Origin of the sequence: Stenotrophomonas geniculata, assembly GCF_034508895.1 — a bacterium.
Taxonomy (GTDB): Bacteria; Pseudomonadota; Gammaproteobacteria; order Xanthomonadales; family Xanthomonadaceae; genus Stenotrophomonas; species Stenotrophomonas geniculata.
On the sequence record NZ_CP140571.1, the window covers coordinates 2,473,066 to 2,488,564 of the forward strand.

The following is a 15,499-nucleotide window of genomic DNA, read 5'->3' on the forward strand; positions in this document are numbered from 1 at the left end:
CCTCGGCGCCCGTTCTGCTTATTTGAACTTGTAGACCACGTTCATCGTGGTCAGCGTATCGGTCTTGCGCTTGTCCTCGGCCACGTCACTGTTGTAACGCGCCTGCCAGCCGGCCTTCAGCGCCAGATGCTCGTTCATGCTCACCGAAACCCCGAAGTCGTTCTGGCCGAAGGTGTTGTAGGAACCCGATTCGACCAGCAGGGTGTTGACCAGGTCGGTGTTGTCGGTCAGCGAGTACTTCATGTCGAACAGGCCGCGGCCGATCATGCCGGTGCGGGTGCGGTCGTCCTCGGTGCTGTGGGTGCGGCGCACACCGGGGCCGATCTGTGCGTCGAACGAGAAACGCTCGGTGTTCCACAGGCGGGTGCCGTAACCCAGACCGAACGAGCTCTGGCGGTCGTAGGTGGCGAAGTCATCGCGCTCGGTACGCACCGTGGCCGTCAGCTGGCGGTGCTCGCCCAGCTGCAGCGCGCTGCCGGCACTGCCGGTGTAGCGGTTGGCGGTGGTGTTGTTGCGGCGGCTGGTGGAGCCGTCGTCGCGGGTCTCGATCACCTTGGAGCTGGAACGCAGGCCGGCCAAGTCCATGCTGTGCACCCAGTCGCCATCGGTGTAGCGCAGGCGCAGGCGGCCGTTGAAGCTCTCGGTGCTGCTGTTGCCGCGTGCCGAAGCGAAGCCGAGCTCGCCGCCACTGCCGCTCCACGGCGAGGACATCGCCGCCAGTTCGGAGGCATCCTGCGCATACGCGAGCGGTGCGCACAGCAGCAGGGGGATCAGCAGGGACACGCGCAGGGACATCGGGGCTTCTCCGAAGCGGTTGACAGCCGGTGATGATACTGGAAGCGTGATGGCGGTCCGAATCGATCCAAACGGTTTCTTCAGCAGACGTTGCCGCGATCGCCTATTCAGGGCAGATCGACGCGCAATGCCGGGTCGTTGAAGCGCGAATAGCGCAGGCGCAGCTGGAAGCTGCGGCCATTGCTGCTGCCGCTGCGGACGATCTGCCGCGGCAGGCCCTGCGCGTCCACCCAGTACTCCAGGCGTTCGCCGGGCTGCGCGCCACGCAGGCGGTAGTGACGCGTCTCGACCCCGTCCAGCGACTGGCTGCCTAGGTCTTCGGCCTGCAGATCGGCGGGCAGGGCATCGGCCGGCAGCGGGTTGCGCCATTGCTCGAGCAGGCCCGGTGGGGTCGGCACCTGCCGGATCGCGTCGTCGGCCTGCAGGAACATGGTGTCGCCGATGATCGTCTGCGGACCGGCCGGGGTCTGCACCCGGAAGCGGTCGGGGGCGACGAAGTCCATGGCGCTGCGCACCGGCTGCGGTGCACCCAGCACCTCCAGTTCGGCGTGGAAGCTGCGCAGGGCCGAGAAGCGCTGGCTGGCGCCCAGTACCGCCTGCGCCGGATCCGCCGCAGGCACGGGCGCGTCGGTGCTGGCCGGCGCGGGCGCGCGATCACAGGCGGCCAGCAGCAGGCAGGCCAGCAGGGACAGGGCAGGCAACCGGCGCATCGGGTGTTCCAGAGGGGTGGGGGCGACCACGATAGCCCAAACGTCCCACACAAGACCCGCGACTCGGACATAATCGGGGGTATGGACCGATACGAACGCATCACCGCCCTGCATCGTCTGCTCAAGTCCGCACGCTATCCGGTGACGGTGGCGACCCTGCAGGACAAGCTCGGTTGCTCCCGTGCCACCGTCTACCGCGATCTGGCCTTCCTGCGCGACGCGCTGATGGCACCGATCGAGGGCGACGGCGAGGCCGGCTTCCGTTACCAGGCCGACGAGAGCGACCGCTTCGAGCTGCCCGGCCTGTGGCTGAGCTCGGAGGAACTGCATGCCCTGCTGGCCTCGCAGCACCTGCTGGCGCGGACCGGCGGCGGCGTGCTGTCCTCGGTGCTGGCACCTCTGCAGCAGCGCATCGAGAGCCTGCTGGCAGCCCAGGCTGGTGTTTCCAGCTGGCCGGTGGACCGCGTGCGGGTAATTCCGCACCGTGGCCGCAAGTTCGATGAAGGCAGCTTCCGCAGCGTGGCTTCGGCGGTGCTGGAGCGCCGCCAGCTGGCGTTCGAGTACCGCGCCCGCTCCACCGACGAGCCGACCAAGCGCACCGTTTCGCCGCAGCGCCTGACCCACTACCGCGACAACTGGTACCTGGATGCCTGGGACCATGACCGCGAGGCGCTGCGCAGCTTTGCCGTGGATCGCATCCACAAGGCGCGGGTGATCGACAGCACCGCCCGCGACGTGGCCGACAGCGAACTGGACGAGCAGCTGGGGGCCAGCTACGGCATCTTCTCCGGCGCGCCGAAGGGCTGGGCGACCATCCTGTTCAGCGCCAAGGCCGCGCGCTGGGTGGCCGACGAGCACTGGCATTCCAAGCAGCAGGGCCGCTTCCTGGCCGACGGCCGCTATGAACTGAAGGTGCCGTACAGTGTCTCGCGCGAGCTGCTGATGGACGTGCTGCACTACGGCTCGGATGCCGAGATCGTCGAACCGGTGATGCTGCGCGAGCAGGCCAAGGCGCTGCTTGAGCTCGCCCTGAGCAACTACGACAACTCCTGACACTCCCCCCGAGAACCCTCCCGCCCATGAAGAAGACCCTGTTGCTGCCCCTGCTCGCCGCTGCGCTGGCCCTGACCGCCTGCGGCACGTCCGGCGAGCCCTCGCAGAAGCTGGTGGTGGCCGCCACGGCCGTGCCGCATGCCGAGATCCTTGAAGTGGTCAAGCCGATCCTCAAGCAGGAAGGCGTGGATCTGGACGTGCGCGTATTCAACGACTACGTGCAGCCCAACGACCAGCTGGTGCAGAAGCAGGTGGACGCCAACTACTTCCAGACCGAGCCTTACCTGGACGCCTACAACCGCGACCGCAAGACCGATCTGGTGAAGGTGATCGGCGTGCACATCGAGCCGTTTGGTGCGTACTCGCGCAAGATCAAGTCGCTGGCCGAGCTGCGCGAAGGCGCCGACGTGGTGATCCCGAACGACCCGAGCAACAACAGCCGTGCGCTGATCCTGCTGCACAAGGCCGGCGTGATCGAGCTGAAGGATCCGACCAACGCGCTGTCGACCCTGCGTGACATCACCGCCAATCCGAAGAACCTGAAGTTCCGCGAGCTGGACTCGGCGATGCTGCCGCGCGTGCTGGACCAGGTCGACCTGGCCCTGATCAACACCAACTACGCGCTGGACGCCGGCCTCAACCCGACCAAGGATGCACTGGCGATCGAGAGCAAGGACTCGCCGTACGTGAACTTCCTGGTCGCGCGCCCGGACAACAAGGACGACGCCCGCGTGCAGAAGCTGGCAAAGGCCCTGACCAGCCCGCAGGTGAAGGCCTTCATCGAGACCAAGTACAAGGGCGCGGTGCTGCCGGCGTTCTGATTGCCGGCGCCAATGTCCCTGTAGAGCCGAGCCCATGCTCGGCTCTGCTTTTTTGCGGCACCCCACCAACGGCAGCCGAGCATGGCTCGGCTCTACAAAGTCAGTCGACGTGGAAGGCGAGGGTGGCGGCAACGGCCTGCTGCCATCCTGCATACAGTTTTTCACGCCGGGCCACGTCCATCTGTGGCTCGAAGCGCCGGTCCAGGCCCCATTGCGCGGCGATCTGTTCGCGGCTGGACCAGAACCCCACTGCCAGACCGGCCAGGTAGGCCGCGCCCAGCGCGGTGGTCTCGGTCAACCGCGGCCGCAGCAGTGGCACGCCGAGGATGTCGGCCTGGAAGCCGGCCAGGAAGTCGTTGCCGATCGCGCCGCCATCGGCGCGCAGTTCGGTCAGCGCGATACCGGCATCGGACTGCATCGCATCGAGCACGTCGCGGGTCTGGTAGGCCATCGCTTCCAGCGCCGCGCGCACGAAGTGCGCCTTGCGGGTGCCACGGGTCAGGCCGAACATCGCACCGCGCACATCACTGCGCCAGTACGGCGCCCCCAGGCCGACGAAGGCGGGAACCAGATAGACGCCGCTGCTGTCGGGCACCTGCGCGGCCAGCGCCTGGCTGTCACTGGCGCGCTCGATCATCCGCAGGCCGTCGCGCAGCCACTGCACCACCGAGCCGGCGATGAAGATCGAACCTTCCAGCGCATATTCCACGCGGCCATCCAGGCCCCAGGCGATGGTGGTCAGCAGGCCGTTGCGCGAACGCACCGCCTGCGTGCCGGTGTGCATCAGCATGAAGCAGCCGGTGCCATAGGTGTTCTTGACCATACCCGGCTGGAAGCAGGCCTGGCCGAACAACGCCGCCTGCTGGTCACCGGCGATGCCGGCGATCGGGATCGGGTGGTCGAAGAAGAACTGCGGCCGGGTATGCGCATACACCGAACTGGAATCGCGCACCTGAGGCAGCATCGCGCGCGGGATGTCCAGCAGCGCCAGCAGATCGTCATCCCAGTCCAGCGTGTGGATGTTGAACAGCAGGGTGCGCGCCGCATTGCTGTAATCGGTCACGTGCGCCTGGCCGCCACTGAGGTTCCACACCAGCCAGCTGTCGATGGTGCCGAACAGCAGCTCGCCGCGTTCGGCGCGCTGCTGCGCGCCCTCCACATGGTCAAGTATCCAACGCACCTTGGTGGCGGAGAAATAGGCGTCGATCAGTAGACCGGTACGCTCGCGGATCAGCGCTTCATGCCCGTCGGACTTCAGCCGCTCGCAGATGGCGTGGCTCTGCCGCGACTGCCAGACGATGGCATTGTGGATCGGCTGGCCGGTGGCACGGTCCCAGACCACGGTGGTTTCGCGCTGGTTGGTGATGCCCAGTGCGGCGATATGGCGCGGGTCGATCTGCCCGCGGCTGAGCAGTTCGGTCAGCGTGGCATAGACGCTCGTGAGGATCTCGCGCGGGTCATGCTCGACCCAGCCGGGCTGCGGGAAGATCTGCGCGAACTCGCGCTGCGCACTGCCGACGATGTCGCCGGCACGGTCGAACAGGATCGCGCGCGAACTGGTGGTGCCCTGGTCGATGGCCAGCACGTAGCGGGGCGTCATGCAGCGTCTCCGGTAGCGATGGGGAGATCCTAATGCATCGATCGCGTCGCGCGCGGCCGCCCTGGTAGCTGCCAACCCTGGTTGGCACACGTGGCAACACGGGGGGTCAGAGCCCGTTCCGTGGGAAAGGGATCCGCCCCCCCATCCACGCCTGCAGCCGCGCCACCTGCGCCGCATCCAGCCGCAACCCCAGCTTGCTCCGCCGCCACAGCACGTCCTCGGCATCCAGGGCCCATTCGTGCTCACGCAGGAAGGCGACTTCCCGCGCATGCAGGCCGCCGCCAAAGTCCTCGCCAAGATCGTTCACACCCTGCAGGCCATGCAGCAGCTCCGCGCTGCGGCTGCCGTAGGCGCCGGCCCAGCGGCGTGCGATTTCCTCGGGCAACCACGGTGCCAGCGCCTGCAGGCGGGAGCGCGCCTGTGCGGCGTCACCCCAGTCGCTGCCCGGCAGCGGGTCTCCACCTGCCGTCCAGGCCGGTCCCATCTGTGGCAGAGCTGGCTGCAGCAGGTTCAGCGCTTCTTCGGCCAGCACCCGGTAGGTGGTCAGCTTGCCGCCCAGCACATGCAGCGCCGGCGCCGGGTCGGACTGCAGCTGAAGGCGGTAGTCTCGGCTCAGCTTTGCCGCACGCGGGTCCGGGTCGGCCAGTAGTGGGCGCACACCGGCGAACTGCCAGACCACGTCTTGCGCAGTGATCGGCTCGCGCAGATAACGGTTGGCGGCCGCGCACAGGTAGCTCACCTCGGAGGGCAGTACGCCGCAGCGCGCCGGGTCACCGCGGTAGTCGGTGTCGGTGGTGCCGACCAGCAGATGATCGTGGGCGAACGGCAGCAGGAACACCACGCGGCCATCGGGCTGCTGCAGCAGGCAGGCACTGTCACCGGGCCAGGGACGGCGCAGCACGATGTGGCTGCCTTGTACCAGCCGCAGTGACGGGCCGCCGCTGCGTGCCTCCATCTGCTCCAGCAGGCCGCCGGCCCATGGACCGGCCGCATTGGCGACGGCGCGCGCGGTCACATGATGCTGTCCATCGGCGGATTCCAGCATGGCCTGCCAATGGCCCTGTACAGGGCGCAGCTCGATGCAGCGGCTGCGCACATGTACCTGCGCGCCACGTTGGGCAGCGTCCAGGGCGTTGAGCAGCACCAGGCGCGCGTCATCCACCTGCGCGTCGGCGTAGCTGAAGGCCTGCCGCAGGTCCGGAGAGAGCCAAGGGCCGAGCGGATCACGCTGAAGGTCCAGGACGTGCGAGGCGGGAAATGCCGGGCTGCGCCGGCCCAGGTGGTCGTACAGCCACAGTCCCATGCGCAGCATCCAGCGTGGGCGCAGGTGGGGTTCCCACGGCAGTACGAAGCGCAATGGATGGACCAGATGGGGCGCCTGCCGGCGTACCACCTCGCGTTCGCCCAGCGCCTTGCGCACCAGGCCCAGCTCGCCCTGTTCCAGGTAACGCAGGCCGCCGTGGACCAGTTTGCTGCTGGCACTGGAGGTATGCGCGGCCAGGTCGTGCTGTTCGCACAGCAGCACGCGCAGGCCGCGGCCGCTGGCATCACGGGCGATGCCGGCGCCGTTGATGCCGCCACCGATCACCAGCAGGTCGACGTCGTGCATCGTGCCTCCGCATCCTGTTTATGTAGAGCCGAGCCGCGCCACCATTGACCGTGGGCGCCATTGAACGTAACGCATCGCAATGCGTGCGGAGCCCGCCGCTCGACTCGGGATAGGGGCTTGGCTCGACTCTACATAAAAGCAGCCGAGCATGGGCTCGGCTCTACAGGTGGAACGCGGGTGACAGAAACGACGACGGGCCCCGAAGGGCCCGTCGCGTTACATCAGTGAAGCAGGTGCAGCCTGGATCAGAAGCGGGCGCCGATGCCGAAGCCGACGGTCCACGGATCCATCTTGGCTTCGCCGATCTTCTCGCCGCCCACCTTCACGTCCGGGCGCGAACGCATGTAGCGGGCGTCAGCACGGGCGAACCAGGTGGAGTTGATGTTCATGTCCACACCGACGGTGCCGATCACGCCCTTGGCATCCTTGAAGCGGATGTCGGTGTCAGCGCCGTTGCCCAGCTTCTCGTTGCTGAAGCTCGACTGGTAGTAGCCCACGCCCACGAACGGGCGGAACACGTTGTCAGCCTGGCCGAAGTGGTACTGGCCGCTCAGCGCGATCGGCTGCTGCTCGACCGAGCCCAGGCGGGCGTTGTCCGGGCCCTTGAACTTGTTGTCGAACTTGTCGGCAGCGCCCCACAGCTCAACGGCCCAGTTGTCGTTGATGTAGTAGCTGAAGCTGACGGTCGGCGCCGGGCCACCATCGGTCTTCTTCACGCCGGTGATCGGGTCGTTCTTCGGTTCCAGCAGCGAGATGCCGCCGACAACGGCAAAATGCTTGCCCGAAGCGGTGTCGGTGCTGCTGCTGTCCTGGGCGAAAGCGGCCGGCGCGAAGGCGGCGGAGGTCAGCAGGGCGAGACTCAGGATACGGATGGAGCGCATGGGGGTATCTCCTAATGTTTCTTGTTTTGGGCCCCCGGTTGCGGGGCGAGCACACCGTAGTCGCCCCAACATGAATCAAATCCGACGCACGTTAAAAAATAGTTTTCCTTGTTCAGCGACCGGAGCGAAAAGCCTGTTTTCATGGGCTTTTCGGCCTTCGGCGACATTCATGCAGTTGGAGAAGATGTGAGCGAAGCAACGGTGTGCGTCGGCCTGCAAGCGCAGGTGAACATGAAGTGCCGGGTGCTGCTGCTGGGTTCGATGCCCGGCGTTGCGTCATTGCAGGAGCAGCGCTACTACGCGCATCCGCGCAATCGCTTCTGGCCTGTGCTGGCCGATATCTGTGGCTTCGATGCGGGTCTGCCCTATGCGCAGCGACTGCAGGCACTACAGGCGGCAGGTATCGGCCTGTGGGATGTGATCGGCCAGTGCGAGCGGCGTGGCAGCCTGGATGCCGACATCGTGCGTGGCACGGAAGTGCCCAATGCGCTGCCGGCATTGATCGCTTCGCTTCCTGAGCTGGAGCTGATCGGCTGCAACGGTGCCGCTTCGCTGAAGGCATTCCAGCGTTGGGTGCTGCCCTGCCTGGAGACTCCGCCAAGGCTGCTGGCACTGCCGTCCACCAGCCCGGCCAACGCGGCCTGGTCGCTGCCGCGGCTGCGCCAGGCCTGGCAGCCGGTAGCCGACGCACTGGCGACATGAAGCGGACATCGTCCGGACAATACGCTACCGACTGGTCGCGGCCGCAACCCATGAGCAACAGCGTGTCCCGGCTGCGTGAGTACTGAAAACACCTGTAACGGTTGGCGCTGGCCCCCGCTGGCCGCACAATAGACGTTTCCCTACACCAGATTGCCGGAGTTATCCCCATGGCCGAAATCAAGGAAGCACTTGTCCCCGATATCGGTGACTACAGCGATATCCCGGTAATCGAGGTGCTTGTCGCCGTCGGCGACACGGTCAAGAAGGACCAGGGCCTGGTGACGCTGGAAAGTGACAAGGCGACCATGGAAGTGCCGTCGTCGGTGGCTGGCGTGGTCAAGGAACTGAAGGTCAAGGTCGGCGACAGCCTGTCCGAAGGCAAGGTCGTGGCGCTGATCGAAGTGGCCGAAGGCGAAGCCGCCAAGCCGGCCGCTGCTGCTCCGGCACCGGCCAAGGCCGCTGCCCCGGCCGCCGCTACCCAGGGCGCGCCGGCTCCGGCCGCTGCTGCCCCGGCTGCCCCGGCTGCCCCGGCCGCCAGCGGTGGCGCGGTGGAGGCGCTGGTGCCGGATATCGGCGATTACTCCGGCATCCCGGTCATCGAAGTGCTTGTCGCCGTCGGCGACACGGTCAAGAAGGACCAGGGCCTGGTCACGCTGGAAAGCGACAAGGCCACCATGGAAGTGCCGTCGTCGGTGGCCGGTGTGGTCAAGGAGATCAAGGTCAAGGTTGGCGACAATCTGTCGCAGGGCAATGTGGTCGCCATCATCGAAGCCGAGGGCGCTGGCGCACCGGCGCCGACCAAGGCTGCCGCAGCCGCCGCTCCGGCTGCCGCCGAGACCGCCACCAAGGTCGAGCCGGTCGCTGTGCCGGCGCAGCCGGACAAGCTGGCGGCCCGCGAGATCGCCTCGGCCGGTACCCCGTCCAGCCCGCCGGTGCAGTTCAACGCCGATGGCGTGCTGCCGGCCAAGGTGCCGTATGCCACCCCGGCGGTGCGTGTGTTCGCCCGCGAACTGGGCGTGGACCTGCTGCAGATCAACGGCACCGAGAAGGGTGGCCGCATCACCAAGGGTGACGTGCAGAAGTTCGTCAAGGCCGCACTCAGCGGTGGCGTGCCGGCTGCCGGCGGTGCTGCTGTCGCTGCCGGTGGTGGCCTGAACCTGCTGCCGTGGCCGAAGGTCGACTTCAGCAAGTTCGGCGAGACCGAAGTCCAGCCGCTGTCGCGCATCAAGAAGATCTCGGGTGCGAACCTGGCCCGCAACTGGGCCATGATCCCGCACGTCACCCAGTTCGAGCAGGCTGACATCACCGATCTGGAAGGCCTGCGCGTGGCGCTGAACAAGGAAAACGAGAAGGCCGGCATCAAGCTGACCATGCTCGCCTTCCTGATCAAGGCCAGCGCCGCGGCGCTGAAGAAGTTCCCGGAGTTCAACGCCTCGCTCGATGCCAGCGGTGAAAACCTGACCCTGAAGAAGTACTTCCACATCGGCTTTGCCGCCGATACGCCGAACGGCCTGGTCGTGCCGGTCATCCGCGACGTGGACAAGAAGGGCGTGGTGCAGATCGCGCAGGAAACCGGCGAACTGGCCAAGAAGGCGCGCGACGGCAAGCTAGGCCCGGCCGACATGAGCGGCGGCTGCTTCTCGATCAGCTCGCTGGGTGGCATCGGTGGCACCGCGTTCACCCCGATCGTCAATGCACCGGAAGTGGCCATCCTGGGCGTGTCCAAGTCGTCCATCCAGCCGGTCTGGAACGGCAAGGAATTCGCACCGAAGCTGATGCTGCCGCTGTCGCTGAGCTACGACCACCGCGTCATCGACGGCGCCCTGGCCGCACGCTTCACCACGTACCTGTCGCAGGTACTGGCCGACATGCGCCGCGTGCTGCTGTAAGGCATCGCTTCGCCCCCACCGTGCGGCCGCAGCCCCTGGCGCGGCCGCGTGAACAGATGCAGTGACAGCCCGCCGGCCATGCCGGGCGGGCACGAGGAAAACCACCATGGCCACGATTGAAGTCAAGGTTCCCGACATCGGCGATTACAGCGATGTGCCGGTGATCGAAGTATTGGTCGCCGTTGGCGACACGGTGAAGAAGGATCAGGGTCTGGTGACCCTGGAATCGGACAAGGCCACTCTGGAAGTGCCGTCCTCGGCTGCTGGCGTGGTCAAGGAAATCAAGGTCAAGCTGGGCGACACCCTGTCCGAGGGTGCCGTGGTCGTGGTGCTGGACGCTGAAGGCGTCGCCGAAGCCCCGGCCAAGGCCGCTGCGCCGGCTCCGGCAGCAGCTGCTCCGGCCAGCAAGCCGCCGGTGACCCCGTCGCACCGCGCCCCGGCCGAACCGGCCGCACCGAAGCCGGCGTTGTCCAGCGGCAAGCCGGCCGACATCGAATGCGAGATGGTTGTGCTGGGCTCCGGTCCGGGCGGCTACACGGCGGCGTTCCGCGCCGCAGACGTCGGCCTGGATACGGTGCTGGTCGAGCGCTACGCCAGCCTCGGCGGCGTCTGCCTCAACGTGGGCTGCATTCCGTCCAAGGCGCTGCTGCATGCTGCTGCGGTGATCGACGAAGTGGCCCACGCCGGTGATTTCGGCGTCGAGTTCGGCAAGCCGACCATCACCCTGGACAAGCTGCGCCAGTACAAGGAAAAGGTCGTCAACCAGCTGACCAAGGGCCTGGCCGGCATGGCCAAGCAGCGCAAGGTCCGCAACGTGCAGGGCGTCGGCAAGTTCGTTTCCGCCAACGAACTGGAAATCACCGCAGCTGACGGCAGCACCCAGCTGCTGCGCTTCCAGAAGTGCATCATCGCCGCCGGTTCGCAGGCGGTGAAGCTGCCGAACTTCCCGTGGGACGACAAGCGCGTGATGGATTCCACCGACGCGCTGGAGCTGGCTGAAGTGCCGGCTTCGCTGCTGGTCGTCGGCGGCGGCATCATCGGCCTGGAAATGGCCACCGTGTACGGTGCGCTGGGCAGCAAGGTCACCGTGGTCGAGTTCATGGACCAGCTGATGCCGGGCGCCGACAAGGACCTGGTCAAGCCGCTGGCCGACCGCTTGAAGAAGCAGGGCATCGAAGTGCACCTGAAGACCAAGGCCTCGGGCGTCACCGCCGATGCCAAGGGCATCACCGTGACCTTCGAAGCTGCCGAGGAAGGCCAGGCGCCTGCGCTGGCGCAGGGCACCTTCGACCGCGTGCTGGTGGCCGTGGGCCGCTCGCCGAACGGCAGGAAGATCGATGCGGAAAAGGCCGGCGTGCAGGTCACCGACCGCGGCTTCATTCCGGTCGACCGCCAGATGCGCACCAACGTGCCGCACATCTTTGCCATCGGCGACATCGTCGGCAACCCGATGCTGGCCCACAAGGCCACGCACGAAGGCAAGCTGGCCGCCGAAGTGGCTGCCGGCCACAAGAAGGAGTGGGTGGCCCGCGTGATTCCGTCGGTGGCCTACACCAACCCTGAAATCGCCTGGGTCGGCGTGACCGAGACCGAAGCCAAGGCCAAGGGCCTGAAGGTGGGCGTGGCCAAGTTCCCGTGGGCCGCCAGTGGCCGCGCGATCGGCATCGGCCGTACCGAGGGCTTCACCAAGCTGATCTTCGACGAAGAGACCCACCGCATCATCGGTGGTGCGATCGTTGGCGTGCATGCCGGTGACCTGCTGGCCGAGATCGGCCTGGCCATCGAGATGGGTGCGGAAGCCGAAGATATCGGCCACACCATCCACGCGCACCCGACGCTGAGCGAGTCGGTGGCGATGGCCTCGGAAATCTACGACGGCACGATCACCGATCTGTACATGCCGAAGAAGAAGTAAGGCGTCAGCGCCGCTCCACACGAAAAGCCCCGGTTTCTGCCGGGGTTTTTTGTTGGCTGCAGGAATATCTTCGGCTGTTGTCATCGCGAGGGTCCGGGCCACTGCGCGGGTGGCAGGCATTTCGACAAATGTCCCCCGTCGCCCGCCTGCGGCGGTCGCCTCCTCCTTTACTTTGTCCAAACGCCTGCCACCCGCGCAGCGGCTCGGCTTGCGGATAGTCGAGAGCCACAGCCTGGCCCGCCTGGATGCCTGACACGCGGGGGAAGAGGGGCTTGTGTGCGAAGTAAAGGAGGAGGTGACGGCCGTAGGCCGGCGCCGGGGGACATTCGCACGCAAGCCCCTCTTCCCTCAGCGCTCGACCAGCCTGCGTCTACGGGAACTGCCACCCACGCAGCGGCTCGGCTTGCGGACAGTCGAGAGCCACTGCCTGGGCCGCCTGGATGCCTGATACGCGGAGTGAGAGGGGGCTGGGTGCGAAGTAAAGGAGGAGGTGACGGCCGCAGGCCGGCGCCGGGGGACATTCGCACCCAGCCCCCTCTCACTCAAGCGCTCGACCCAGCTGCTCTTGCTCCTGCACGCAGGGAAAAACAGCACAAAAAAGCGCGGCCCCGATGTTCCGGAGGCCGCGCCAGGAGAGAGAGCGTGTGGAAGGAGCGGGGGATCAGAACACGAAGCTGACGCCGGCCACCGGGCCCTTGAATTCCTGCTTCAGGCCGATGGTGCCGTCGCTGCCCTTCTTGTCCGCGTCCAGCTTGAACCAGTCATAGCCGGCGAACACGCCGAAGTTCTTCGTGAAGCGGTAATCGACGATGGCGTTGGCGCGGCTCAGGTCGCCCTTGTAGTCATCAAAGCTGCCCCAGCGCGTGTTGAGGTACTGGCCCTGCAGCGTGATCATCCACTTCTCGGACGGGGTGAAACTCAGCCGCGCACCGACCACCGGCGCCACGCCGTCGGTCTTCTCGTTGAGGAACTGGCCTTCGTAGACGGTGCCCAGATCGGCGTAGGCCTTGGTGCTCACCTTGGCGTACTCGGCACCCAGCTGCAGGCCGAGGTCGAAGGTGTCGGTGTCCACCACCGAGTAGTCATAGACCAGGCTGGCGACCTGGTACTTCAGCTCGCCCTTGACGAAACTGCCCGACGGCACGTTGACGTCACCGAAGGAAATGTCCTGGCCGAGGGTCTCGCGGCGGTCCTTGTCGTACTTGAAGTAGTTGAACAGCAGGCGCTGGCGGTTGCTGATGCGGAACATGCCGTCGATGCGTGGTTCCCACTCCTTGCCACCCAGCTTGAAGTCCTCGGAGAAACCGATGTCCTGGCCGGCCACGTTGGTCTTGCCGCGGAGGGTATTGTCCGAGTCGATGTTCATCGCACCCAGGCGCAGGGCGAAGCGGTCGTCGCCTTCAGCGGCGTGGGCGGCAGTGGCGAACGAGGCGCCGGCGGCGAGCAGGGAGAGGGCGAGCAGGGTGGGTACAGGGCGCATCGAAGAGTCCTTGCAGTGGTTCATCAGAATGAAGACCACTGTGCCGGACAGGCCCGTCCACCATCCGTGAACGTATGGTCCACGGCGTGTGCACGGTTCAGCGCTGTCGCGACGATGCAAAAAGATGGCCCCGGAGCCGGGCTTCGGGGCCATCGTGGGACCTGCGGGGCGGAGCGTCGACGAGGTTGCTGCAGGCAGGTCGAAAGATCGGACCGGCGCATTCGGCGAAAGTTCCGCCGGATGCGACCAAAGTTCAATATTGCGCCGCAGCATCATACAGACGTCATTGTCCCCCGGGTGGCACGCAAAAATGTAACCGTTACCGCAACTTGCGGCTTCCCGGGATGAACAGGCAGCGGTTGTCTCGCAAATTGTCCCATTGCTATAATTTGGCGGCTCGATGAGGCCCCCCTGCTGTAGCCGCCTCAGCCCTCCACTTGCAACCACGCGGGACGTCCTGTGCTGAACTCCGTTGATGCGGGTCGGCGACTGATGCTGCGCGCCGCGGTCTACCCGCTGGCCGCAGTGGCTGTCCTGGCCCTGGCCTTCCTGCTGGTAGGTCCGAAATATGCCCTCGGCGCGCTGGCGTCCGGTGTGGCCATTTCGGCCGGTGGCTGGGTGGCGGCACGGATGGCACTGGGTGGTGGGGCACTGGCCGCAGGATCGGCGATGGCTCGCCTGATCATTGCGATCGTGGCCAAGTGGGTGGTGGTTTTCGGCGTCCTGCTGGTGGGGTTCCTGGTCTTCAAGCTGCCTGCATTGGCGCTGTTGGCCGGTATCGCCGTCGGCTTGATGTTCCAGGTCCTGGCCATGGCCAGGCGTTGACAGAATTCAATTAACTGAAGGTTCCGGACACATGGCGGGCGAGGCTCTAACCCCTACCAGCTACATCCAGCATCACCTGCACAACCTGACCGCACCGGTCGGCAAGGGTGAGGGTATGTTCTGGCATATCCACGTCGATACCTTCCTCACTGCGGTCCTGATGGGCCTGGTGATCGTTGTCGCGTTCTGGCTGGGGACCCGCAAGGCCACCGCCGGCGTGCCGGGCAAGTGGCAGGCCTTCGTCGAGATCTGCCTGGAGTTCGTCGACCGCCAGGCCAAGGACACCTACCACGGCAAGAGCAAGCTGGTCACGCCGATCGCCATCACCATCTTCTTCTGGATTCTGCTGATGAATCTGCTGAAGATGATCCCGGCCGATTTCATCGCCAAGCCGCTGGAATGGGTGGGCGTACACTACTGGAAGCCGGTCCCGACCGCTGACGTCAATGCCACCCTGGGCATGGCCATCAGCGTGTTCTTCCTGATGCTGTTCTTCGCACTGAAGTCGAAGGGCCTGGGCGGCTTCATCAAGGAATTCCTGACGGCGCCGTTCGGCAAGTGGATGATGCCGTTCAACCTGATCCTCAACATCGTCGAGTGGCTGAGCAAGCCGATCTCGCTGGCGATGCGACTGTTCGGCAACATGTTCGGCGGCGAAATCGTGTTCCTGCTGATCTGGGTGCTGGGTGGTGCCGGTTTCTTCGGTGCCATTGCCGGTGGTGTGTTCGGCCTCGGCTGGATGCTGTTCCACCTGCTGGTGATCCCGCTGCAGGCCTTCATCTTCATGATGCTGTCGATCGTGTACCTGAGCCTGTCGGAAGACGCTCACTGAGTTTCAAGCTTCAACGCGTTTCAACCTTCATCCGTTTCATCACCCTTAGCAACTTAAGTTCCTGGAGATAACCATGTACTTCGCCGTCCTGACCAACTTCGCGCAGATTCAGAGCTCCACCGCCCTTGCCGTCGGCATCATGATCGGCCTGGCCGCGCTGGGCGCCGGTCTGGGTCTGGCCATCATGGCTGGTAAGTTCCTGGAGTCGGCCGCCCGCCAGCCGGAACTGATCCCGGTCCTGCAGGTCCGTATGTTCATCACCGCCGGCCTGATCGACGCCGCGTTCATCATCTCGGTCGCCGTCGGCCTGCTGCTGGCCTTCGCCAACCCGCTGTCGGCTGCCTTCGCTGGCGCCGTCACCAAGGCTCTGGCCGGCTGATACAGCGG

General features: G+C 65.9%; 14 protein-coding genes. 8 read left to right on the forward strand and 6 right to left on the reverse strand.

The genetic code is table 11. The annotated features are described in order from the left end of the window. Window positions 1-18: 18 nt before the first annotated feature. Window positions 19-795: a DUF481 domain-containing protein gene (locus RI032_RS11460; protein WP_010481298.1), complete on the reverse strand. Its 777-nt coding sequence runs from the start codon at window positions 793-795 to the stop codon at window positions 19-21. Between the two features lie 107 nt (window positions 796-902). Continuing rightward, entirely contained in the window at window positions 903-1,505 is a 603-nt protein-coding gene (locus tag RI032_RS11465) for a LolA family protein (protein ID WP_010481299.1), read from the reverse strand. 81 nt (window positions 1,506-1,586) lie between these two features. Between RI032_RS11465 and RI032_RS11470 the strand changes: the two genes are divergently transcribed. Then, window positions 1,587-2,558, forward strand: a complete 972-nt coding sequence (locus RI032_RS11470; protein WP_010481302.1) for a helix-turn-helix transcriptional regulator — start codon at window positions 1,587-1,589, stop codon at window positions 2,556-2,558. A gap of 26 nt (window positions 2,559-2,584) precedes the next feature. Further along, on the forward strand, window positions 2,585-3,379 hold the full coding sequence (locus tag RI032_RS11475) for a MetQ/NlpA family ABC transporter substrate-binding protein (protein WP_010481303.1): 795 nt from the start codon (window positions 2,585-2,587) through the stop codon (window positions 3,377-3,379). A 100-nt stretch (window positions 3,380-3,479) separates the two neighbouring features. Here the strand turns inward: RI032_RS11475 and glpK are convergent, their stop codons facing one another. The 3 genes from glpK to RI032_RS11490 all read right to left on the reverse strand — a co-directional run bounded on the left by glpK (window position 3,480) and on the right by RI032_RS11490 (window position 7,469). Next, entirely contained in the window at window positions 3,480-4,979 is a 1,500-nt protein-coding gene (glpK, locus tag RI032_RS11480; RefSeq protein WP_049411058.1) for a glycerol kinase GlpK, read from the reverse strand. 106 nt (window positions 4,980-5,085) lie between these two features. Beyond that, window positions 5,086-6,588, reverse strand: a complete 1,503-nt coding sequence (gene glpD, locus RI032_RS11485) for a glycerol-3-phosphate dehydrogenase (protein WP_322547028.1) — start codon at window positions 6,586-6,588, stop codon at window positions 5,086-5,088. Window positions 6,589-6,833: 245 nt separating this feature from the next. Further along, window positions 6,834-7,469 carry an OmpW/AlkL family protein gene (locus tag RI032_RS11490; protein WP_010481310.1) on the reverse strand — a complete coding sequence of 212 codons (636 nt, stop codon included), beginning with the start codon at window positions 7,467-7,469 and terminating at the stop codon, window positions 6,834-6,836. 186 nt (window positions 7,470-7,655) lie between these two features. On the opposite strand from RI032_RS11490, the gene RI032_RS11495 reads away from it, so the two are divergent. The 3 genes from RI032_RS11495 (at window position 7,656) to lpdA (ending at window position 11,975) form a co-directional block, all read left to right on the forward strand. Further along, window positions 7,656-8,171 carry a DNA-deoxyinosine glycosylase gene (locus RI032_RS11495; protein ID WP_134959351.1) on the forward strand — a complete coding sequence of 172 codons (516 nt, stop codon included), beginning with the start codon at window positions 7,656-7,658 and terminating at the stop codon, window positions 8,169-8,171. A 167-nt stretch (window positions 8,172-8,338) separates the two neighbouring features. Further along, complete coding sequence (gene aceF / locus RI032_RS11500) at window positions 8,339-10,060, forward strand: dihydrolipoyllysine-residue acetyltransferase (RefSeq protein WP_197656863.1); 1,722 nt, start codon at window positions 8,339-8,341, stop codon at window positions 10,058-10,060. 106 nt (window positions 10,061-10,166) lie between these two features. Then, window positions 10,167-11,975: a dihydrolipoyl dehydrogenase gene (lpdA, locus tag RI032_RS11505; RefSeq protein WP_043401095.1), complete on the forward strand. Its 1,809-nt coding sequence runs from the start codon at window positions 10,167-10,169 to the stop codon at window positions 11,973-11,975. A gap of 661 nt (window positions 11,976-12,636) precedes the next feature. On the opposite strand, the gene RI032_RS11510 is transcribed toward lpdA, so the two are convergent. After that, the gene (locus RI032_RS11510; RefSeq protein ID WP_010481314.1) at window positions 12,637-13,455 is read right to left on the reverse strand and encodes a hypothetical protein; all 819 of its coding nucleotides are present in this window, start codon (window positions 13,453-13,455) and stop codon (window positions 12,637-12,639) included. A gap of 459 nt (window positions 13,456-13,914) precedes the next feature. Between RI032_RS11510 and RI032_RS11515 the strand changes: the two genes are divergently transcribed. The 3 genes from RI032_RS11515 to atpE all read left to right on the forward strand — a co-directional run bounded on the left by RI032_RS11515 (window position 13,915) and on the right by atpE (window position 15,491). Beyond that, window positions 13,915-14,280, forward strand: a complete 366-nt coding sequence (locus RI032_RS11515; protein ID WP_006394654.1) for a hypothetical protein — start codon at window positions 13,915-13,917, stop codon at window positions 14,278-14,280. A 31-nt stretch (window positions 14,281-14,311) separates the two neighbouring features. Continuing rightward, on the forward strand, window positions 14,312-15,112 hold the full coding sequence (atpB, locus tag RI032_RS11520) for a F0F1 ATP synthase subunit A (RefSeq protein WP_010481316.1): 801 nt from the start codon (window positions 14,312-14,314) through the stop codon (window positions 15,110-15,112). A 73-nt stretch (window positions 15,113-15,185) separates the two neighbouring features. Next, complete coding sequence (atpE, locus tag RI032_RS11525) at window positions 15,186-15,491, forward strand: F0F1 ATP synthase subunit C (protein ID WP_005411133.1); 306 nt, start codon at window positions 15,186-15,188, stop codon at window positions 15,489-15,491. Window positions 15,492-15,499: the final 8 nt, after the last annotated feature.

Coding starts and splice junctions, on each gene's coding strand:
- glpK (WP_049411058.1), bottom strand. CDS start 4,979: ATGACGCCCCGCTACGTGCTGGCCATCGACCAGGGCACCACCAGTTCG.
- glpD (WP_322547028.1), bottom strand. CDS start 6,588: ATGCACGACGTCGACCTGCTGGTGATCGGTGGCGGCATCAACGGCGCC.
- RI032_RS11465 (WP_010481299.1), bottom strand. CDS start 1,505: ATGCGCCGGTTGCCTGCCCTGTCCCTGCTGGCCTGCCTGCTGCTGGCC.
- RI032_RS11470 (WP_010481302.1), top strand. CDS start 1,587: ATGGACCGATACGAACGCATCACCGCCCTGCATCGTCTGCTCAAGTCC.
- aceF (WP_197656863.1), top strand. CDS start 8,339: ATGGCCGAAATCAAGGAAGCACTTGTCCCCGATATCGGTGACTACAGC.
- lpdA (WP_043401095.1), top strand. CDS start 10,167: ATGGCCACGATTGAAGTCAAGGTTCCCGACATCGGCGATTACAGCGAT.
- atpB (WP_010481316.1), top strand. CDS start 14,312: ATGGCGGGCGAGGCTCTAACCCCTACCAGCTACATCCAGCATCACCTG.
- atpE (WP_005411133.1), top strand. CDS start 15,186: ATGTACTTCGCCGTCCTGACCAACTTCGCGCAGATTCAGAGCTCCACC.
- RI032_RS11490 (WP_010481310.1), bottom strand. CDS start 7,469: ATGCGCTCCATCCGTATCCTGAGTCTCGCCCTGCTGACCTCCGCCGCC.
- RI032_RS11460 (WP_010481298.1), bottom strand. CDS start 795: ATGTCCCTGCGCGTGTCCCTGCTGATCCCCCTGCTGCTGTGCGCACCG.
- RI032_RS11475 (WP_010481303.1), top strand. CDS start 2,585: ATGAAGAAGACCCTGTTGCTGCCCCTGCTCGCCGCTGCGCTGGCCCTG.
- RI032_RS11510 (WP_010481314.1), bottom strand. CDS start 13,455: ATGCGCCCTGTACCCACCCTGCTCGCCCTCTCCCTGCTCGCCGCCGGC.